This window comes from Campylobacter sp. GTC17093 (assembly GCF_055397635.1).
This window is the reverse complement of sequence record NZ_AP038832.1, coordinates 1,002,993-1,023,128: the sequence shown is the minus strand read 5'-3', so window position 1 is coordinate 1,023,128 and position 20,136 is coordinate 1,002,993. Positions and strand designations below refer to the sequence as shown.

Below are 20,136 nucleotides of genomic sequence, written 5' to 3'. Positions count from 1 at the left end.
TATTTCTAAAATGTTATATTGTTTTGATACAATACCATAAATATTAACAAAAGGATAAAAATGTCAAATTTACTCATAATCGGAGCCGGTGGAGTTAGCAGGGTTGCAACCGTAAAAGCCGCGATGAATAAAGAAACTTTTACAAAAATAACCCTAGCAAGCAGAACGAAAAGCAAATGCGATGAGATAGCAAAATTTATAAAAGATAGATTAGGTATAGAAATACAAACAGCCCAAATTGACGCCGATGATACAAATGCTGTTGTAGAACTTATCAAAAAAACAGGTGCTAAAATACTACTAAATTTAGCTCTTCCTTATCAAGATTTAACTCTTATGGATGCATGTTTAAAAGCAGGAATTCACTACATCGACACTGCAAACTACGAGCATCCTGATTTAGCTAAATTTGAGTATAAACTTCAATGGGCCAAAAATGATGATTTTAAAAAAGCTGGGATTTTAGGGCTTCTTGGAAGTGGTTTTGATCCAGGCGTTACAAATGTTTACTGCGCGTATGCACAGCAAAATCTCTTTGATGAGATTCACTATATAGATATTCTTGATTGCAATGCAGGAGATCACGGATATGCGTTTGCTACAAACTTTAATCCAGAGATAAATTTGCGTGAAGTTTCTGCAAATGGAAGGTATTGGCAAAAAGAAAAAGGTTGGGTTGAGACAAAGCCAATGGAGATAATGTTTAAATGGGATTATCCAAAAGTTGGCGTAAAAGATAGCTATCTTTTATATCATGAAGAGCTTGAAAGCCTTAGTAAAAATATAAAAGGACTTAAACAAATCCGCTTTTTTATGACATTTGGACAAAGCTATCTAACACACATGAAATGTCTTGAGAATGTTGGAATGCTCCGCATTGATGAGGTTGAACACAACGGCATGAAAATCGTTCCAATACAATTTCTAAAAACACTTTTACCTGATCCCGCATCACTTGGTGCTAGAACAAAAGGTAAAACCAATATCGGATGTGTGATTCGTGGTATAAAAGATGATAAAGAAAGACAAGTTTATATCTATAATGTATGCGATCACGAAGAATGCTACGCTGAAACTGGAGCGCAAGGTGTGAGTTATACAACAGGTGTTCCAGCAATGATTGGTGCAAAACTTGTAGCAAAAGGCAGTTGGAGCGGTAAAGGCGTGTTTAATATGGAAGAATTTGATGCAAAACCATTCATGGACGAGCTTATGACACAAGGTTTACCATGGGAGATAATAGAAATGAAACCAGGCGAAAGGTATGAGGTTAAGTAAAAGAAAATACATAGGGTATTTCCTATGTATTCATACTAGAAAATCATGGTAAATAATAAAAATTTTGAATATGAAATAAATAGCTTATTAAATAGCTTAAATAGTTTAAGAAGATATTGGATAAATCGTTCTTTATATCTAAATGAAGCCATTATAACATCGCAAGAATTAAAAGAAAAAATTTTATTAATGGATATACTTAGCCCAACTCAACATACAAAAATGAATAGTGTTAATATAATATCTAAACCAAATAATGATTATATTTTTAACGAATATTATTTTGATGTAACTAAATCTATCTTAAGCGATATAAAATTTAAATACATAGATAGTAAAAACAATAAACAATCACAAGAAATGCTAAAAATACTACTAGCCAGAAATCTAAATAGAAATTTTGAATTTGGTTTAGCTAAAATAATAACAGGCATAAATGATAATTATCCATTTAGCAAAGATTTATTAAGCATACAAACATTTTTTTATAATTTAGGATACCAAAAGTATATTTAAATCAATAATAATAATATAGAGTATAATTTTAATATAACTTTATACATATCTTATGAATTAGATACTTTCGATATAATAAATATTTATAAAATAATAAATGAAGGTATTTTTGGTAGACACTATTATAAGTATAAGGACAAAGATATAAAATTAGCAGAGCAGGATTTTGCTAATTTTATAAATTCATCAATTAATGAAAATAAGCCATTTGATTTAACCTATGCTTTAGATATGAATTTAAATAATGATCTACTTTTTAATATACAAGCAAAAACAAAAGACAAAAGACTAAATGCTTTAGTTAATAAAGCTAGAGATTACTATATAGATGGTAAAATTCAGGACGCGTTAGAACAAATTTGGGATTCTTTTGAAGCCATTAAAACATATTATGGAGCAAAATCACAAAAAGATAAAAAAATAACCACTGATATTTTACTTGATAAAATATCAGTAAAATTTGATAAAGAAAAGTTAGAAGAAGAATTTAAATTTTTAACTTATTTGGGTGATAAATATTTCATAAGACATAAAAGTTCATATCAATTAGAATTATCATGCAACCATAAAGAGTATTTTTTCTTTAGGATGTTATCGCTAGTAAATCTATGCTTAAAATCCATAGATTAAGTTAGTAATTTTAGTATAAACTTTGTGAGTATTTGTCTTTTCCAAAATCTCGCTGTTTTTGATATCTTCTATCGCAACAGTCCAAGTTGAGCTAGCTGTCATAAAATAAACCCTATTTTTATCAGCTTTTAGTAAAGTAGAAAGCATAAAGTCTTTATTTTTTATATACCAATCGCCCGTGGCTCAGCTCCTGCTATCTTCTTCTAGATGCTTAGCTCTTTTTTATGCGTTTCTGAGTTATAAGCTCTTGTGTAAAATGGCAATTTTGCATAACTTATATTTTGTAAATCTCATATACCTTTTTAGCATTTTATACCAGCAGGATCGCTCTTTCTATTATGCAAAATTCATTTGAACCTATCAGTGTTCTTTGTGTCACCCAGCCATCTTTTATAGTTTCGATTTCAGATTTTGGCGCATAAACCATTATCATCTCTACTTTAGAGTTTTAAGCATATCTAAACTCTCTCCAGATCCTGCTTTTATCGAACAAACTTTTACATTTTTGGCTTTACTAAACTAATTTGCCAAAACTTCTACTAGCCCAAGCTCTCTAGGGCTTTGTATCAAGTCTAAACTCTATAGCCCATTTTCATAAACAGCTACATACTGTGCTCATATCAAGCCAGACATTGCAAAAATAGACCGAAAATCAATCTTTTATACATTCTCCTGTTATAAATTTGACTTATTGCTTATGCTTAAGTTTTTAAACTCACTAAATTTATCTTTTAAAATTTTCTCAATCTCATAAAAAGATTTTTCATAGATATCTGGCAATGTAGCTTCTTTGTCATTATAAAATCTCAAGAAATTAAATCTATCTTCTATATTAAGATTCTTTTTAAAAGTAAAATTTAAAACTTGTATATTTTTCTTTTCTTCTATAGTTTTTATACCTATCTTTTCTATATCTTTAAAGTTAAATTTCTGCTCACTCTTACCACTTTTTATTAAAAATCCATCTTCATCTACTCTTAAAAAGTTATCGCTAAAAAGCATTTTTTTAATGCAAAAAAATGCTCCTACCAAACCCACAAAAAGCACAAAAAAACCAATATTTCCATAATTTAAAACCAAAACTGCCACACCAGCAATACCAAGTGCAACATTCATTAAAAGAACATATTTAACCTTTTTTTTATCTTCTTTAATTATCAATTTTTACTCCTATAAATATATAACTTTTATTTTATCATTTTTATATCCATTTTTAGCGTAAGCAAAATGATTTGTTGGACCATGCCCTGCTCCTAAGCTTAAATCATTTTCTATAGCTTCGTGCACGAAAGCTTTTGCTGTAATTACACTCTCAAGCATACTTAGACCTTTTGCTAAATTTGCAGTTATGGCAGCTGAATATGTACAACCAGTACCATGGGTATTTTTTGTATCTATCCTTGGTGAGCTTAGTTTATAAATTTTATCTTCATTGATCAATATATCAAAAGCTTCATCACTGTTTAAATGTCCACCTTTCATCAAAACGCTTTTTACGCCCATTTTTTGTATATTTAATCCAGCTTTCATCATATCTTTTTCACTGTTTATACTTAAATTTGATAGTATTTGGGCTTCTGGGATATTTGGCGTTATTAATTCGCAAATTGGTACTAGTTTAGAAATTAGAGTATTTATGGCATCATCTTTTAAAAGTTTTGCGCCACCTTTTGCAACCATAACACAATCACAAACTAGTGGTATATTTTTATACTTTAAAGCTTCATAAACTAAATTTATAATCTCTGAACTAAAAAGCATACCAGTTTTTATGGCATTTGGTCTTAAGTCTGATAAAACAGCATCTAATTGCTCCTCAATACTTTGCAAACTTGCATCATAAATGTGTTTTACACCAAGTGTATTTTGCGCAGTAAGTGCTGTTATAACTGTTGTTCCAAAAACGCCAAGTTCCTCAAAAGTTTTTAAATCAGCCTGAATGCCAGCTCCACCACCACTATCAGATCCTGCTATACTAAGAGCTATTTTCATAATTTCCCTTTACTCTAAAGATAAAAATCCGCTTTTATCTATATCAAAATAGATTTTATCACCAACTTTTAAATTTGGAAAGTCTTGCATCTTTACAGTAGTTTTTAGTAAAATCTCTCCAAATTTAATCTTTATCAAAAATCTTCCTCTACTTAAAACAGAAAGCGAATGCAAATATCCTTCATACGCACAAATGTCCTGAGATAAAATAATTTTAGTTGGATTTAGTGCAACTTTTGATGTATTTTCAAAACCATTTGGCAAGACGATATTTAAACCACATCCAAAGCTTATAAGTGAGTTTTGAGAATCAAAAATATTTTTAAGCTCAAATTCACTCACATTTCCTTTATACAAATACACATTTTCATCGCAAATTTCACTTAACCATTTCTCATCATGACTTGCTATTAAAAAGGAGCAACCATATTTTTTGTTTAAAATCTGTATTGCCCTTGCAAAAAACTTTGAAGACATAAGATCAATGCTATTTGTAGGTTCATCTAAAAGCATAAATTTGCGTCTTGTAGCAATTAATAGGGCAAAAGCTAATCTAGTTGTTTGCCCACTACTTAGCTCGTAATGTTTTTTCTTTAAAAAGCTTGAATCAAGACCAACCATAGAAAGAGCCATATTTATACGCTCATCGTAACTATCTTTTATATCATTATAAGCTTTTAAAGCAAAAATAAAATTTTGCTTTACACTTCTTTTAAGAAGTACCGGCTCAGGTAAAAGTATGGATATGTCTTTTTTGCTTAAAGTACTTTTTATCTCTCCGCTTTTAGGGTTTTCTAATCCCGCTATTATACGCAAAAGTGTGCTTTTACCACTTCCATTTGCACCAAGAAGTCCTGTTATCTTGCTTTCATCTATATTTAAATTTGATACATTTAATACTTTTTGATTTTTATAAATTTGAGTTATATTTTCTAAAATCATCTATCAAGTCTTTTTAAAGCGTGAATTGCTAAATTTACGCTAAACGCAATCGCTATAAGCACCATACTAAGAGCTATACCCATCGCAAACTCTCCTTTGTTTGTTTCTAGTGAAACTGCTGTTGTTATCGTTCTTGTAAACCACTTGATGTTTCCACCAACCATCATCGCAACACCAACTTCTGCTACAATTCTACCATAAGCAGTTGCTACAACAACCATTAAAGAGTATCTAAGCTCATAAAGTACAGTTAAAATTTGCTTAAAATCATTTATATGATAGCTTTTTATGGTTAGCAAATGCTTTTTATCTATATTTTCAACCACGCTTGCAGTAAGAGATATAATTATAGGTAAAGATAGAAAAATTTGCCCCAAAATAACTGCTTTTAGAGTAAATAAAAGCCCCATAAATCCAAATGGACCTCTGCTTGATATAAAAGCATAAAGTATAAGACCTATGGCAACTGTTGGCATTGCAAGAGCTGTATCACTAAGAAGCTTTAGTGTTTTTGCGCCTTTAAATTTGTAAAATCCAAGACAAAAGCCTATTGGCATTCCAATAAACAAAGAAAAAACGATAGAAACACTAGAAGTTATAATAGTTGCTTTTATAGCCGAGTAAGTTTCTTCATTTCCACTATAAAGTAAAGCAAAAGCTTGCATGAAGCCATCTAGTATAAAACCCAAATTTAACCTTAATTTTTATTTTAAGTTTAGCAAAAATATACTTAAAATATATATTTGTTTCCTATATATTTATAAGCAAATGATAGAATCTAAGAAATTACTTTAAAGGATATACATGAAATCTAAAATTTTATCCCTAACCGTTGCTATACTTGCGGCAACCTCACTTTATGCAAAAGATAATAATCTAGTTATGGCAACAACTACAAGTACCGATGATACAGGATTTCTTGATGCTTTATATCCGGTTTATAAAGCAAAAACTGGTGTTGATCTAAAATGGACAGCAGTTGGTACAGGTAAAGCTCTAGAAATGGGTAAAAATTGCGATGTCGATGTGCTTTTTGTTCACTCTCCAAAACTTGAAAAAGAATTTGTAAAAGATGGATATGGAGTAGATAGAAAACCTGTTATGTATAATGACTATATAATTATCGGTGATAAATCTTTAGTAGAAAAATTTAAAGGCAAAAATCTAAAAGAAGCTTTTGAAATGATACAAAAAGAAAAAATACCATTTTTTAGTAGAGGCGATAAGAGCGGTACTCACAACAAAGAAATTGATATATGGAAAAAATCTATTACCAATGTGCCAGAAAAAGAAACTTGGTACAAACAAACTGGACAAGGTATGCTAGCAACTATAAATGTCGCTGCTGAGCAAAAAGGTGTAACTCTAACAGACCGTGGAACATTCATCAAATATGAAGCACAAAACAATGGTAATCCACCTCTTGTTTTACTAAACGAAGGCGATAATAATCTTAAAAATTTTTATTCGGTTATAAATGTAAATCCACAAAAATGCCCTAAAGCTGACGAGGAAAATGCAAAAGAATTTGCAAAATGGATAACAAGCGATGAGGGTCAAAAATTCATAAATAACTTCAAGCTTATGAACAAACAACTTTTCACTGCTGATGCGAAAGACAGAAAAGAGTAAGATATTTTTTGCAAACTATAAATGATATTTTTATAGCAAAACAGGAGATAAAAAAATCTACTTTTATCTCCTACCTATGCCCTTTTGATAAATTTGAAATACTCCATGAAAAGCTAAAAACAGAGCATCCAAAAGCCGTTCATATAGTTTGGGCATACAGACACTTAAACAAATACTTTCAAATCGTAGAAAATCAAAGCGATGATGGCGAACCAAAAGGTACAAGTGGCGCACCAAGCCTAAATGCTTTGCGTGGATCCCAGCTTATAAACTGTGCTGTTTTTATAGTTCGTTATTTTGGAGGTATTAAACTTGGTACAGGAGGACTTGTAAGAGCTTACTCATCATCTGTAAATTTAGCTATAAATAGCGCAAATTTAAATCCTTTTGAGATAAAAGATGAGTGTATATTTTTCGCGCCATTTTCTCTAATGCGTAAATTTGAACACTTTTTTGAAAAAGAAAATTTACAAGATATAAATAAAAACTTTAGCGAAAGTGGGTGCATAGTAGAATGCAAACTTACAAAAAATGAGTTTGCAAGCTTGCATGAATTTAGTATAAATTTAGAAATTGAGGAATTTAGCTTTTTGGCATTGCCTCTTTTTGCAAAAGAGTTTTAGCCATTTTTCTTAACAAACTCATCCATAAATGAAACCAAGGCTTTTACATCATCTAAACTCACAGCATTGTAAATAGATGCTCTTATTCCGCCTAAGCTTCTATGTCCTTTTAGACCTATCATATTTTCTTTTTGTGAAAGTTCTATAAATTTATTTTCTAACTCTTCGCTATTTAGGTTAAATGTAACATTCATAAGCGACCTTGAGTCTTTTCTTGCAAATGGTTTGTAAAAATCACTATTTGCATCCAAAAACTCATATAAAGCGTTTGCTTTTTGGATGTTGTACTCATTTATCTTTTTTAATCCACCTTGTTTTTTTATCCATTTTGTAACAAGGTCAAACATATAAATTCCAAATGTATTTGGTGTGTTGTAAAGTGAGTTTTCTTTGATGTGTGTTGAGTAGCGAAGCATTGTTGGTACATTAGCTTTTACGCGATCGGTAAGATCTTTTCTAATTATTACTAGTGTTACGCCCGCAGGACCTGCATTTTTTTGAGCTCCCCCATAAAAAAGACCAATATTACCAAAATCAATCTCTTTGCTTAAAAGATCGCTTGAACTATCCACAACTAACGGACATTTTGTCTTTGGAAGTTCTTTGTATTGTGTGCCGTGAATCGTGTTGTTTGAGCAGATATAACCATAATCCGCACTATCACTAAAACTAAACTCTGGTATATAGTTGAATTTACAGTCCCCACTAGTTGCAATAACTTCATGTTTTATACCAAGAATTTGGGCTTCTTTTATAGCTTTACTCGTCCAGGTGCCCGTATCAACATACTGTGCAATGCCATCATTGTATAAATTCATAGGAACCTGTGCAAACTGTAAGCTCCCTCCACCTTGCAAAAAAAGCACAGCAAAATCGTCATTTATACCATAAAGCTCTTTTACATTTTTTATAGCCGAATCCAAAACAGCTTCAAAAATCTTATTTCTATGGCTAAGTTCCATTATAGAACTTCCACATCCGTTATAGTCCGTAAATTCATTTTTTGCATACTCTAAAACCTCTAAAGGAATACAACTTGGTCCTGCATTAAAATTTAAAGTTCTCATCTAAACCTCCAGCTTAGTTTATAATTATCGCATCTTTGCTATAATTTTGAGAATAGATGGTTATAATATCATCTTTTTGGAGATTTTGCAAAGGTATAAGTTCGCCATTTTTGCGTATTTCAACCAAATCTTTTGTTTTTATAAAAAACTTTTCTTTTTCTTTGAATATATTTTCTAAATTATTAAACTTATTTAAATAACTAAACATTTTTTTATCTATTAAACTTTTTAATTTAAAATTTATATGTTCTATGTTTTGAAAATGAGTAGATAATTTTTGATTTAAATTTAAGTTTAAAAGTAAACTTTGCTTTAGATTAAAAAAAGAATCAGCCCCAGAAATCCTAGCATCCATAGCATTTTTTAATAGATCTTCTTTTTTATCCAGAAGCTGCATAAAGCTAGTCATATCTGGAAGTAAATCAACCATAGCTGCACTTGGCGTAGGGCTTCTATGGTCACTTACAAAATCGCTTATACTAAAGTCTATTTCATGACCAATGGCGCTTATTATAGGTGTTTTTAGAGCGTAAATACATCTTGCTAAACTTTCATCATTAAAACACCATAAATCTTCTCTACTTCCGCCTCCTCGCGCCATGACTATGACATCATATCCCATGCTATCAGCTTTTTTAAGTACCCCTATAAGATCATTTGGAGCACTTTCACCCTGAGTTAGTGAGTCAAATACACTTATTTTAATAACTTTCCATCTATCGTTTGCAATTTTAAGCATGTCTTGCAAAGCTGCGCTTGTTTTGGAGGTAATAATAGCTATATTCTTCGGAAATTTTGGAAGAGGTTTTTTATGAGATATATCAAAAAGCCCCTCTTTTTCTAGCTTAGCTTTTAATTGTTTAAAAGCAAGCTCTAGCTCACCCTCACCACTTGGACGCATTGACTTTAAATTTATCTGATAAGTTCCGCTTGGAGAAAACAGCGTTATTTTACCGCTTGCTACAACTTTCATGCCTTCGTTTGGAATAAATTTAACCCTAGCGTTATCAAATTTAAACATAGTTGCAGATATACTGGCTTTTTCATCTTTGAGTGTAAAATACCAATGTCCCGATGCATGCCTTGTTAATCTTGATATCTCTCCTTCAACCTCGATGGATGAAAAATTTGTCTCAAGAAGTGTTTTTGCTTGCTCGTTTAGTTCACTAATGCTAAGCATTTAGCTCTTTTACTTTTTTTGCAACAAAAAGTGTAGAAACATCAAAACTATAGCTTTTAGTAACTTCTAACTCAAACCCAGCCTCTTTTAGTTCATCTCTAAAACTATCTTTATCCAAAAAATTACTAATGGAGTTTGGTAGATATTCATAAGCTTTTTTATTTTTTGATATTATTCCACCAAGAGTTGGCAAAATATTTGCTATATAAAAATCTCTAAAAAATGGTATCAAACCACCATTTTTTCTTTTTGTAAATTCTAAAACTACAAGATATCCACCAAGCTTTAAAACTTTATTAAACTCAGCTAATGCTTCTTTTCTTTGCACAACATTTCTTATGCCATAACTTATACTTAAAATATCACCAAAATTTGCGCTCAATGTCATATCGTCAGCTTTTGCAGTTATAAATTTATAGTTTGGAAATTTCTTTTTTGCAACTTCAAGCATTCCCACGCTTGGATCAACACCAATCATATCATTTATTTTAATGTCAAATTTCTTTGCAGTATCTTCCCAAATTCCCATCATATCACCAGTTCCACAAGCTACATCTATAATGTCTACATCTTTTTTATCAATTTTTTTTAAAACAATTTTGCATGCATCTTTTCTCCAACTCGTATCAACACCAAAACTTATAACCCTATTTGCTTTATCATAAGTTGGCGCTATTTTATTAAACATTTCAACTATTTCTTTTTGATTTTGCATTAACTCTCTTTATGTATAAATTTTTATTATTTTTGAACTTCTAAAAAATCTTTTTCTAAGCTTATTTTTTCTTTTTAAAATTTCATCTCTAATTTTTATGATATCTTTTTGCAACTTTGATTTTAAGCTAAGCAAAGACTCGTTTGTACCATCATCAAGCTCATCTATCATATTAATCCAAATATCTCTATCTTGAAGATCGCCAAAAAGCTCTTGCGCTTCTTTTGATTTTATAATACATTTTAAAATCTCTTCATCTTTATAAAAACTTTTAAACATATCAGCAAGATATCTAAATTTCTTAAAATCTATTCTAATTTTATGAAAATATGAGTTTTTGCACCCATCACTGAGATGAAAAAGTTTTTTTTCAAGTTTTACTATTTGAAGCCTAAGTGCTTTTGAAACAACCATTTTTAGTTTTTCATTATGGTTAATACCTTTATAAAAATCGCTATTTTCTTTTAATAGCATACTCCACTCTTCAAGTAGCATCTCGCTTTTTTGGAGACTTTCTTTAAATTTAATAATTTGTCTATTTTTACTATTTCTTAAAATTGCTTTGTAGTTATCAAACTCATCTTCATCTTTTATTAAATCCAAAAAGACATCTATATCTCTAATCACATTTGTAGTATTTGCCAAATTTTTAAACTCGTCTGCAAAGTGAGTAGCTATATCGTCATCAAAAACAGACCCAATTAGTTTTAAAAGCGATCTACTTTTTCTTAAATTTACTCTAAATTGATGCATTGATTCATCATCAAAAGTTTTCAAATAATCATTTTTGTAATGTATTATAAATTTAAGCAAATAGTAAAAACTAACTCTTGCGCCATCCATTGCTTTGATATTATCAGGAAAAGCAAGATTTTGAAGAAAAGGGCTTACTTTATCTAATATATCCATGCTTTTATTTATATCAAAATTTGGCTCAGGATTTCCAAAAAGAGCTAAGTTTTTGTTCTTATACTCATCATCTTGGGTTATTTCTTTTAATATGTGTTTTTGCAAAAATGTAGGAATTATAAAGCTTTGAGCATCTTGAAGTGTTAAAAACTCTATTTCTAAAACAATAAGACCTTCTAAATCATCTTTATATATATCTATATTGCAAGGAAGATTATTTATCTTAAAAAGATATCTATCTTTACTAATAAGACCCCCAACCATATGCTCTTTTGCTTTTTTAAACTCTTTTTTGGTTATCTCATGTTCATTTTCAACTCTTGCAATACCTTTACCTTTTTTATAAGTAAAAAAGTACTCTTTAGAGCTTTTACGATATCTTCTTTCATCAAATTTAGTTATTTGTGTGTAAAATTGTTCAACTTTTACAAGTTGTAAATTTATATCATCAAGCGTAAATTCATCTATAATAGTTTCATTGTCAATCAGAAATTTACGCTCTATTTCTAAAACCAAAGCGCTATCCTTGAAAAATTTTATTTAATTTTAGCAAAATAGTGCTTAAAATATAAAACTTAAGAACAATATTTACAAGTTTTTACACTAGCTACTACATTGAATTTTTCAACAACGCTAGATAGTTTTTCTTCTAAATCTTTTTGGAAATTTACCATTGAACCATTTTCAAAAACCATATCCTCTACATGTCCACAATTTTCACAAACAACATGAACATGAGGATATTCATAAATGTCATATTTGGCTTTTTGATTTGGCATATTAATCTCAACAACTACACCTTTATCCATAAGCGTTGCAAGATTTTTATAAACTGTAGCTAGTGATATAGATGGATAATGTTTTTTTATATTCGCATAAAGTTCATCTATGGTTGGGTGATGATGTTCGCTTAAAACAGTTAAAACACAAAGTCTTTGTGGAGTTGCTTTTAAATCAAATTTTTTTAATAATGATATATGATCCATAGTTTAATCCTTAGTTTTCTTTTATTATACATAATTTTATTTAAAAAAAGTTTATATCAATTGATATTTTTTTTCTTTTAATATTTTTGTAGATATAGAATCTGAATCTAGTCCTAAGGATTTTTCTACTAAACTCGTATTTCCATGAGCTATAAATTCATCTTCATATTCAAAGCTTATTATAGCTACATCTAAAATTTCATTTTTTTGCAAAAATGCAGATAAAATAGAACCAACTCCTCCATTTTTTACACTATCGCTAAAAATATACCAAATTTTTTGCTTTTGTGCTAATTTAATTAAAAGTTCACTATCGAGTGGTTTTACAAAAATAAGATCAACAAAAGTTGGCTCAAACTCATTTTTTAAATTACAAGCAACCTTATAAGCTTTTCCAACGCTATTTCCATATCCTATAAAAGCTACATTTGAGTTGCCTTTACTCAAAATTTCACCTTTGCCATACTCTATCTTTTTTGGCTGAAATTCATTTTGAAGTATAAAAGAACCTCTTGGGTATCTAAAAGCACAAACCCCCTTATGCTCATATGAATACTCCATTATAAGTTTAAAATTTCTCTCATCTCTTGGAGCAAATATGGTGATATTTGGAATAGCGTTTAGATAGCTTATATCAAAAGCTCCTTGATGGGTTTCTCCATCTTCTCCAACAATGCCAGCCCTATCTATTGCAAAAACCACGTTTGTATTTAAAATAGCACAATCATGTATAATTTGATCATAAGCACGTTGTAAAAAAGTTGAATATATAGTTACATATGGCTTAAATCCTTCTTTAGCCATAGCTGACATTGAAGTTACCGCATGTTGCTCTGCTATAGCTACATCCCAAAACCTATCTGGAAATTTCTCTATCAAAGATTCAAGCCCTGTTCCTGTTGGCATAGCAGCAGTAACTCCAACTACATTATCATGCTTTAAAGCAAGTTCCATCAAATTTTCACTATAAATTTTAGTTGCGTTTTTATTTGATGTCTTTTTAATAAATTCTCCACTTTCTATATCAAAAGGTCCAACTCCATGCCAATTTTCATAATGCCCCTCAGCTTTTTCATAACCCTTGCCTTTTAGAGTTTGAGTATGAACTATGACGGGCTTATTCATAACTTTTGCAACTTCATAAGCAGATACTAAATCCTTTAAACTATGGCCATCAACAGGTCCGATGTATTCGAGCCCAAGTTCTTCAAAAAACATTCCTGGAGTTATAAGCCTAAAACCTTCTTCAAATTTTTTAGCCATATAAGCTGCGCCTTGGGGCACATAGCTTAAGAGTTGATTTACTCGACCTTTAAATTTTTGATAAAATTGACCAGCCATCATCTGGGAAAGATACTTGCTAAGTGCGCCTATTGGTTTACTTATACTCATTTCATTATCATTAAGTATGATAACACAAGGATATTTTCTATCTCCTAGCTCATTTAGAGCCTCATAAGCCATGCCACCACTTAAAGCTCCATCACCTATGATCGCAATTGGAAGCCTATTTTCTTTTTTTAGTCTAATTGCTTTACAAGCCCCAACCACCAAAGATATTGAAGTTGAGCTATGTCCAGCTATAAAATAATCGTACTTACTTTCGCTTGGTTTTGTATACCCACTCATGCCGCCAAATTTTCTTAATGTTTCAAACTCGCTCCAATCTCTCGTTAGCAACTTATGAGCGTAACTTTGATGGCTAACATCAAAAATAAAAGGGTTTGTTTTTATATCAAAAACATAGTGCATTGCTAAAATTAGTTCAACTGCACCCAAATTAGAGCTTAGATGACCGCCGTTTTTGCTTACTACTTCTACGATTTTTTGCCTTATATCAAATGCTAATTTTTCCAGCTCTTCTACATCTAATTTTTTTATATTATCAACCATCACTACTCGCTAATTATTTTTTTTACACTAGTTAATCTATTTTGAAGCGTAGCATCTAAATTTCCGACATCACTTAAAAGTATAACTCCACCAGGACTTATAGCATCATCTGATGTTATTTTTATCTTTGTATCTTCTTTTGACAAGCTTTGCATAAACTCAAAATCTTTTGGATTTACTTTTAATTCCATGCGAGTTGCATCTTTTAAATCCTTCATCAAAGCTTTTGCAAGATTTTGTGCAACTAAAGATGAATTTAAACTAACTTCTTTTTGTAAAACTTCTTTTGCTATATCAAGTGCTGCTAAGCTTAATTCGCTTTCGTTCGTGGTTATGAAATTTTGTAAATTTTGATACTCGCTTTCAAGCTTAGTAATAGAACCAAGATATTTATCACTAAGTTCCTCAAATTTGGTATCAAATTCGGCTTTTGCTTTTTTATATCCCTCTTCTAGTGCATCTTCTTTTGCTCTTAAAATCTCGCTATTGAGCCTTTTTTCAAACTCTTTTTCTTGATTTTCTATTTGCATCTGAAGTTTTATAATATTTCCACTAAGTTCATCTGTTCTTTTTAAAAGTTCTTCTATGAAGCTACTATGAGCTTCTTCTAGTGGATTTTGTTTAGGAGAAATTTCTGCTTTAGAACTAACTTCTACAACCTCTTCATTTTGTATGGTTTTGCTTTCTATTGCTACAATATTTTCGCTGTTTTCTTCTTTACCTTCACTAACTTTTTGTTCTTCTTCTAAATTTGAACCAATTACTTTAAACCTATATGATTCTATACTATGCGAAGGTGCTACTGAGTTTGATATTACACTACTAGCCATTATTCTATCATTTCATCTTGTTCGCCAATTTGGAATACGCCTTGAGATGCTAAAGTTTGAACTTGCTCTACAACTTTTCTCTGCGCTTCTTCGACATCTTTAAGCCTAACAGCACCTAAAAAATTCATCTCTTCAACAAATGCTTCACTTGCTCTTTGACTCATATTTGCAAGAAATTTCTCTTTTAAATTGTCCCCTGAGCCTTTAAGACCTATCATTAAAATTTTCTTATCTACAACTTTTAAAATCTCCCTGATAGCATTTGCATTTAGATTAGTAATATCCTCAAAGGTAAACATAAGATCTTTGATAGTCGTAGCAAGCTCTGTATCTGCTTGCTCGATCTTTTCGATAGTAGTCTTGCTTGCTTTTTGCCCCAATCTGTTTAACACTTCAGCAACAGCCCTTGGTCCACCAACTTCAACTTTATAAGATGTAAGAGATGCTAGTTTGCTTTCTAGCACGGTTGAAACCCTTTTTATAACAGATGGACTAATGTCACCTAAATTTGCCATTCTAAGTACAACTTCACCTCTTAACTCATCATCAAAATAATTAAGGGTTTCTGCAGCACTTGTAACATCCATATGGGCCAAAATAAGAGCAATTGTTTGAGGATGTTCTTTTGTTATAAAATCAGCAATTTGCTGTGGCTTAATCTTTTCAAGATATGAAAAAGACTTTGTTGATTCCATACTTTTAGAAAGTTTATCAAGAATTTTTTGCGCAATTTCAGGACCAAAAGTTTTATAAAGTATCTCTTTTGCATACTCTATACCGCCAGTTTTCATGTATTGGTTTGACTGCATTAAGGCATAAAACTCTTCTAAAACAGCTGCAGCAATTTGCTTATCTATGCTTTTTGAAGTTGCGATATACCTTGAAATTTCAGTTATGGTTTCTATTTCCATATGAGAAAATATAAGTGCTGTTGATTCTTCGCCAAGCTGAATTAATAAAATGGCAATCTTTTCAGCCATAGAAAGGTCATTATATAAAGCTTTTTGTTGTTCGGTTAGTTTTACCATTAGCTATCCTTACTACTCATCATAGAAGCTGCTATTTCACCATCGCTACTTACCATTTCTTGAAGCAATGTCGCAATCTCTTCTGATTTGGAGTTCACAACTGCTTGCATCTTCTCAAGAAGTATATCATATTTCAACTCTTCTTCGTTTAGATTGCCATCTCTTAAACCAAGCTGTTCTTCAACTTTTTGTTTTGCTGCCTTAAATTTCTCTAAAGTATCTTCTGCATCTTCTTCTATATCCATAAGACCAAGCTCTTCTTTTGTTGGTTCATACTCATCAATTTGTTCTTCGAGCATTTTTTCGGAAAATGGAACAATGATTTTTTTGTAAAAAACATACAATACTAAAGCTGCAAGTAAATATTTTATTAAAGCCATAAATGGACTTAAGTATAATTCATAAAATCTCGCAATTGTATTTGCAGGAGTCGTAGTTGCAGCTGGTTCTTTAAACTGAAAATTACTTACCGTAACTTCATCTCCTCTTGCTTGGTTATAACCAATCGCTTGCTTAACTATATTATTTATAGCAGCTAGCTCATTTTGCGGCAAAGAAACATATTCAATATCTTTTGTAGGATTACCATTTTCATCTTTTTTATAATCATATTTTCCATCTACAACAACTGCCACACTTACTCTTTTTATTGTAGCAAATTCTCCCAAAACCTTAGTGATCTTTTTAGATATTTCATAGTTTGTAGTAGATGAACTTTTTGTATATAACTCTTGCTTTTGATTATCGCCAAGTCCTTCAACAGGCCCTATATTACTAACAGCTCCTGGAACACCGCCAACTTCATTTGGGGTTTTACCTTGTCTTTTTTCTTCTATGTTTTGTTCACTTCTAGCAACGGAGTTTGGGTCATAGACTTCACTTTCAGAATTTTCTCTAGCAAAATCAAAGTCTATTGTAACCTTTGCAACAACTTTATTATCTCCTCCAACTATAGGAGATAGTACATTTACTATCTTTTTTTCATATGAGTTTTCAAAATCCTTTTTATACTTTACTTGTTTAGATATAAGTTCATCGTCTATAACCCCATCTTCTATGCCAAGAGGAGTTCCGTCTTGGTCAACAAGTTTGACGTTTTCTGCGCTTAAATTTGCAACAGATGCTGCTATTAAATTTTTAATACCAGATATCTGCTTACTTGTAAGTCTAGCATTTTGCCTTATGTTTATAAGAACAGATGCTGAAGGCTGTGTTTGACGCTGCGTAAAAACGCTATCTTTTGGTAAAGCAATATGCACAGTTGCTGATTCTATAGGAGCTAAGCCTTGTATAGTTCTAGCAAGTTCACCCTCCAAAGCTCTTTGATACTTTATCCTTTGCTCTTCATCTGTTGCACCAAATTGCTGTTTATCAAAAATTTCAAAACCAACTTTGCTATCTTTTGGAATTCCTAAACTTGCTATTGATATTCTTTCTTGATAAACTTTATCAGTAGGAACCAAAATAGTATTTTCATTATAGAGTTTATAAGGGACTTTATCTGTATTTAACTGCTGAACTATTAGCGCAGAATCACTAGGAGCAACATTTTCAAATAAAACACTATACCCTTCATAAGTATTATTGCTTTGAGATGCTTTATATATACTTAAAAATACTAAAAACCCTATTACAATAACGATGGATCCAGCGGCAACTATCCGCTGTTTTACACTAAGATTTTGATATAGTCTTCCAATCTGATTTATTATAGCTTTAAAATCCATATACACACTTTACTAAATTAATTTTTCTAGCTCTTTAAATACCCTAGCATTATCTTTTGGCTTACCTATAGTAATTCTAATGGCATTCATGCCATAGTTTTTTAAATCTCTTAAAATTATACCTTTTTTTAATAGATTTTGCGAAATTTCTGTCGCATTTTTATTTTTAAAAATATAAGTTATAAAATTTGTATAACTTTTTATATAATCAATACCGTGCTTATTTGCAAATTTTTCAAATTTTTTCATTTGAGAAAAATTATTTTTGAGTGTTTTTTGTATAAATTCATTATCTTCCAAAGCAACAGTTGCAGCCTTTAAACTAAGAGTAGTTATATTAAAAGGAACTCTTAGTTTTGAAAGTTCTTTTATTATACTCTCATCAGCTATAGCATATCCTACCCTCATGCCACCAAGTCCGTAGGCTTTGGAAAATGTTCCCATATATATAGTATTTTTAAATTTATTTATAAGTTTTTTTACATTTATAGCTTTATTTTTATCTTTAAAAGCTGCAAATTCTTGATATGCACCGTCAATTACTATAAGAGTATTTTCATCAACTTTTGATATAAAATCATATATTTCTTTTACATCTAAGCACTCACCAAGTGGGTTATTTGGAATGCAAAGAAAAATAATAGAAATTTCGTTTTTATGTTTTTTATAAAGTTCTTCAAAATCAGTTAAATTATGTTCTTTTGAACTAGTTTTATATACTTTTGCACCAACATGTGATGCATAAACTTCATACATCGCAAATGTTGTTCCAGCAACCAAAATGGCGCTGTTTTCATTTGCTTTGGCATGCATTGTAAGTTCTATAGCTTGGTCACTTCCTGAGCCTATAATGATATTTTTAAAGCTTACTTGGTATCTTTTAGCAAGAGCATCTTTTAGCTCAAACATACTATCATCTGGATACAAACTAGCATTTTTAGCACACTTCTTTATAGCTTTTTCAACTTTTTTTGAACAACCTAGCGGATTTTCATTGCTAGCTAGCTTTAATACATCTTGACTTTTGATACCAAATTCTCTTACTACAAGTTCTATTGGCTTCCCAGCTTCATAGTTTGATATATTTTGCAAGTTTTTATTAAATTTCACTGTATTTCTCCATTTATATAACTTCCAAGCCATTTTATATCATGACCCCTTTTTGCTGCAAGCTCAAAAGCACTCATAACCCTATCATCATCTATGTATCCTTCAAAATCTATAAAAAATACTGTTTTAAAATCTTTATTTTTCATAGGTCTGCTCTCAAGCTTTGTTAAATTTATACCTTCATTTCTAAAAATCGAGAGCAAATCAACAAGTCCACCAGGCCTATGATCCGCATTAACTAAAATAGATGTTTTATTATGTTCACCACGCAAAGCCTTAAAATCACTTAGTATTAAAAACCTAGTTTTATTTGCATTGTTATCTTCAATAGTTTCAAAAATAGCTGGAACATTATAAATTTTTGCTGCTATTTTTGAACAAATTGCAGCGCTATTCTCATCATTTAAAGCCATTTTAGCAGCCATTGCTGTTGATTTTGTAGCTATGAACTCAACATCACCAAGATTATGACTTTCTAAGAATTTTAAACACTGATTATAGGCTTGCGGATGTGAGTAAATTTTATTTATTTTTTTAATATTTTCATTTAAACTAACAAAGGAATGATGGATATCCATATATAATTCAGATACTATTTTTATGTCTTCAAATATACCAAGACAATCAAGCGTCAAACCAACTGCGCCTTCTGTATTATTTTCAACTGGCACAACGCCGTATTTCGCTTCTTTATTTATAATTTCTCTAAAAACAGCATCTATAGTAGCAAGTGGCGTGTACGAACTCATTGCGCCAAATCTACTTTCTGCTGCTTGATGTGAGTAAGTCCCATCTGGTCCTAAAAAAGCTACTCTTTGGGGCATTTCTAAATTTCTTGAAACGCCAAAAATTTCAAAATAAATAGCTTCTATTGCTTCTTTATTTAAAGGACCTTCATTTTGATTGTATAGACGACTTAAAATAGCTTTTTCGCGCTCTGGTCTATATATATTTGCACCGCTTGATTTTTTGAGTTCGCCAATTTTTTTGACATAACTCATTCTTTGATTTAAACACTCCAATATCCTATCATCTAATTTATCAATTTGTGTGCGTAAATCATCAATGTTTTGCATCT

The 20,136-nt window shown here is 30.8% G+C and carries 21 protein-coding genes; 5 read left to right on the top strand and 16 right to left on the bottom strand.

The window, feature by feature from the left end; genetic code table 11:
- Positions 1-60 precede the first annotated feature (60 nt).
- The 3 genes from ACZ5VL_RS05320 (at position 61) to ACZ5VL_RS05310 (ending at position 2,424) form a co-directional block, all read left to right on the top strand.
- Positions 61-1,278: a saccharopine dehydrogenase family protein gene (locus ACZ5VL_RS05320; RefSeq protein WP_464197969.1), complete on the top strand. Its 1,218-nt coding sequence runs from the start codon at positions 61-63 to the stop codon at positions 1,276-1,278.
- A gap of 45 nt (positions 1,279-1,323) precedes the next feature.
- Complete coding sequence (locus tag ACZ5VL_RS05315) at positions 1,324-1,794, top strand: hypothetical protein (RefSeq protein WP_464197968.1); 471 nt, start codon at positions 1,324-1,326, stop codon at positions 1,792-1,794.
- Between the two features lie 231 nt (positions 1,795-2,025).
- The gene (locus ACZ5VL_RS05310; protein ID WP_464197967.1) at positions 2,026-2,424 is read left to right on the top strand and encodes a hypothetical protein; all 399 of its coding nucleotides are present in this window, start codon (positions 2,026-2,028) and stop codon (positions 2,422-2,424) included.
- Here ACZ5VL_RS05310 and ACZ5VL_RS05305 read toward each other — a convergent pair.
- The 5 genes from ACZ5VL_RS05305 to tupB form a co-directional block, all read right to left on the bottom strand.
- A complete protein-coding gene (locus tag ACZ5VL_RS05305) occupies positions 2,407-2,571 on the bottom strand; it encodes a hypothetical protein (RefSeq protein ID WP_464197966.1) in 165 nt (54 codons plus the stop codon). The genes ACZ5VL_RS05310 and ACZ5VL_RS05305 overlap by 18 nt on opposite strands.
- A 528-nt stretch (positions 2,572-3,099) precedes the next feature.
- Positions 3,100-3,585 carry a molybdate transport repressor gene (locus ACZ5VL_RS05300; RefSeq protein ID WP_464197965.1) on the bottom strand — a complete coding sequence of 162 codons (486 nt, stop codon included), beginning with the start codon at positions 3,583-3,585 and terminating at the stop codon, positions 3,100-3,102.
- 9 nt (positions 3,586-3,594) lie between these two features.
- Positions 3,595-4,416, bottom strand: a complete 822-nt coding sequence (gene thiD / locus ACZ5VL_RS05295) for a bifunctional hydroxymethylpyrimidine kinase/phosphomethylpyrimidine kinase (protein WP_464197964.1) — start codon at positions 4,414-4,416, stop codon at positions 3,595-3,597.
- Between the two features lie 9 nt (positions 4,417-4,425).
- Positions 4,426-5,358: a tungstate ABC transporter ATP-binding protein TupC gene (tupC, locus tag ACZ5VL_RS05290; protein ID WP_464197963.1), complete on the bottom strand. Its 933-nt coding sequence runs from the start codon at positions 5,356-5,358 to the stop codon at positions 4,426-4,428.
- Positions 5,355-6,047 carry a tungstate ABC transporter permease TupB gene (gene tupB / locus ACZ5VL_RS05285; RefSeq protein WP_464197962.1) on the bottom strand — a complete coding sequence of 231 codons (693 nt, stop codon included), beginning with the start codon at positions 6,045-6,047 and terminating at the stop codon, positions 5,355-5,357. Before tupB ends, tupC begins: the two co-directional genes overlap by 4 nt.
- A gap of 115 nt (positions 6,048-6,162) precedes the next feature.
- Between tupB and tupA the strand changes: the two genes are divergently transcribed.
- Positions 6,163-6,990 carry a tungstate ABC transporter substrate-binding protein TupA gene (tupA, locus tag ACZ5VL_RS05280; RefSeq protein ID WP_464197961.1) on the top strand — a complete coding sequence of 276 codons (828 nt, stop codon included), beginning with the start codon at positions 6,163-6,165 and terminating at the stop codon, positions 6,988-6,990.
- A gap of 8 nt (positions 6,991-6,998) precedes the next feature.
- Entirely contained in the window at positions 6,999-7,613 is a 615-nt protein-coding gene (locus ACZ5VL_RS05275) for an IMPACT family protein (protein WP_464197960.1), read from the top strand.
- Here ACZ5VL_RS05275 and serC read toward each other — a convergent pair.
- Genes serC through pheA form a run of 11 tightly spaced genes read right to left on the bottom strand, consistent with a single transcriptional unit; the run spans position 7,610 to position 20,134 of the window.
- Entirely contained in the window at positions 7,610-8,680 is a 1,071-nt protein-coding gene (gene serC, locus ACZ5VL_RS05270; protein ID WP_464197959.1) for a 3-phosphoserine/phosphohydroxythreonine transaminase, read from the bottom strand. The genes ACZ5VL_RS05275 and serC overlap by 4 nt on opposite strands.
- 13 nt (positions 8,681-8,693) lie before the next feature.
- A complete protein-coding gene (gene xseA / locus ACZ5VL_RS05265) occupies positions 8,694-9,860 on the bottom strand; it encodes an exodeoxyribonuclease VII large subunit (RefSeq protein ID WP_464197958.1) in 1,167 nt (388 codons plus the stop codon).
- The gene (ubiE, locus tag ACZ5VL_RS05260) at positions 9,853-10,575 is read right to left on the bottom strand and encodes a bifunctional demethylmenaquinone methyltransferase/2-methoxy-6-polyprenyl-1,4-benzoquinol methylase UbiE (protein ID WP_464197957.1); all 723 of its coding nucleotides are present in this window, start codon (positions 10,573-10,575) and stop codon (positions 9,853-9,855) included. The genes xseA and ubiE overlap by 8 nt, the downstream gene beginning before the upstream one ends.
- A gap of 9 nt (positions 10,576-10,584) precedes the next feature.
- Positions 10,585-12,000 carry a CYTH and CHAD domain-containing protein gene (locus ACZ5VL_RS05255; RefSeq protein WP_464197956.1) on the bottom strand — a complete coding sequence of 472 codons (1,416 nt, stop codon included), beginning with the start codon at positions 11,998-12,000 and terminating at the stop codon, positions 10,585-10,587.
- Positions 12,001-12,059: 59 nt separating this feature from the next.
- Positions 12,060-12,470 carry a Fur family transcriptional regulator gene (locus ACZ5VL_RS05250; RefSeq protein WP_464197955.1) on the bottom strand — a complete coding sequence of 137 codons (411 nt, stop codon included), beginning with the start codon at positions 12,468-12,470 and terminating at the stop codon, positions 12,060-12,062.
- Positions 12,471-12,521: 51 nt separating this feature from the next.
- Positions 12,522-14,363, bottom strand: a complete 1,842-nt coding sequence (gene dxs / locus ACZ5VL_RS05245; protein ID WP_464197954.1) for a 1-deoxy-D-xylulose-5-phosphate synthase — start codon at positions 14,361-14,363, stop codon at positions 12,522-12,524.
- Between the two features lie 2 nt (positions 14,364-14,365).
- Positions 14,366-15,193: a flagellar assembly protein FliH gene (gene fliH, locus ACZ5VL_RS05240; protein WP_464197953.1), complete on the bottom strand. Its 828-nt coding sequence runs from the start codon at positions 15,191-15,193 to the stop codon at positions 14,366-14,368.
- On the bottom strand, positions 15,193-16,221 hold the full coding sequence (gene fliG / locus ACZ5VL_RS05235) for a flagellar motor switch protein FliG (protein WP_464197952.1): 1,029 nt from the start codon (positions 16,219-16,221) through the stop codon (positions 15,193-15,195). The genes fliH and fliG overlap by 1 nt, the downstream gene beginning before the upstream one ends.
- The gene (fliF, locus tag ACZ5VL_RS05230) at positions 16,221-17,948 is read right to left on the bottom strand and encodes a flagellar basal-body MS-ring/collar protein FliF (RefSeq protein ID WP_464197951.1); all 1,728 of its coding nucleotides are present in this window, start codon (positions 17,946-17,948) and stop codon (positions 16,221-16,223) included. Before fliF ends, fliG begins: the two co-directional genes overlap by 1 nt.
- 12 nt (positions 17,949-17,960) lie before the next feature.
- Positions 17,961-19,058, bottom strand: a complete 1,098-nt coding sequence (gene hisC / locus ACZ5VL_RS05225) for a histidinol-phosphate transaminase (RefSeq protein WP_464197950.1) — start codon at positions 19,056-19,058, stop codon at positions 17,961-17,963.
- A complete protein-coding gene (pheA, locus tag ACZ5VL_RS05220) occupies positions 19,055-20,134 on the bottom strand; it encodes a prephenate dehydratase (RefSeq protein ID WP_464197949.1) in 1,080 nt (359 codons plus the stop codon). The genes hisC and pheA overlap by 4 nt, the downstream gene beginning before the upstream one ends.
- Positions 20,135-20,136: the final 2 nt, after the last annotated feature.

Coding starts and splice junctions, on each gene's coding strand:
- ACZ5VL_RS05320 (WP_464197969.1), top strand. CDS start 61: ATGTCAAATTTACTCATAATCGGAGCCGGTGGAGTTAGCAGGGTTGCA.
- ACZ5VL_RS05315 (WP_464197968.1), top strand. CDS start 1,324: ATGGTAAATAATAAAAATTTTGAATATGAAATAAATAGCTTATTAAAT.
- ACZ5VL_RS05310 (WP_464197967.1), top strand. CDS start 2,026: ATGAATTTAAATAATGATCTACTTTTTAATATACAAGCAAAAACAAAA.
- ACZ5VL_RS05305 (WP_464197966.1), bottom strand. CDS start 2,571: ATGCTTTCTACTTTACTAAAAGCTGATAAAAATAGGGTTTATTTTATG.
- thiD (WP_464197964.1), bottom strand. CDS start 4,416: ATGAAAATAGCTCTTAGTATAGCAGGATCTGATAGTGGTGGTGGAGCT.
- tupC (WP_464197963.1), bottom strand. CDS start 5,358: ATGATTTTAGAAAATATAACTCAAATTTATAAAAATCAAAAAGTATTA.
- tupA (WP_464197961.1), top strand. CDS start 6,163: ATGAAATCTAAAATTTTATCCCTAACCGTTGCTATACTTGCGGCAACC.
- serC (WP_464197959.1), bottom strand. CDS start 8,680: ATGAGAACTTTAAATTTTAATGCAGGACCAAGTTGTATTCCTTTAGAG.
- xseA (WP_464197958.1), bottom strand. CDS start 9,860: ATGCTTAGCATTAGTGAACTAAACGAGCAAGCAAAAACACTTCTTGAG.
- ubiE (WP_464197957.1), bottom strand. CDS start 10,575: ATGCAAAATCAAAAAGAAATAGTTGAAATGTTTAATAAAATAGCGCCA.
- ACZ5VL_RS05250 (WP_464197955.1), bottom strand. CDS start 12,470: ATGGATCATATATCATTATTAAAAAAATTTGATTTAAAAGCAACTCCA.
- dxs (WP_464197954.1), bottom strand. CDS start 14,363: ATGGTTGATAATATAAAAAAATTAGATGTAGAAGAGCTGGAAAAATTA.
- fliH (WP_464197953.1), bottom strand. CDS start 15,193: ATGGCTAGTAGTGTAATATCAAACTCAGTAGCACCTTCGCATAGTATA.
- fliG (WP_464197952.1), bottom strand. CDS start 16,221: ATGGTAAAACTAACCGAACAACAAAAAGCTTTATATAATGACCTTTCT.
- fliF (WP_464197951.1), bottom strand. CDS start 17,948: ATGGATTTTAAAGCTATAATAAATCAGATTGGAAGACTATATCAAAAT.
- pheA (WP_464197949.1), bottom strand. CDS start 20,134: ATGCAAAACATTGATGATTTACGCACACAAATTGATAAATTAGATGAT.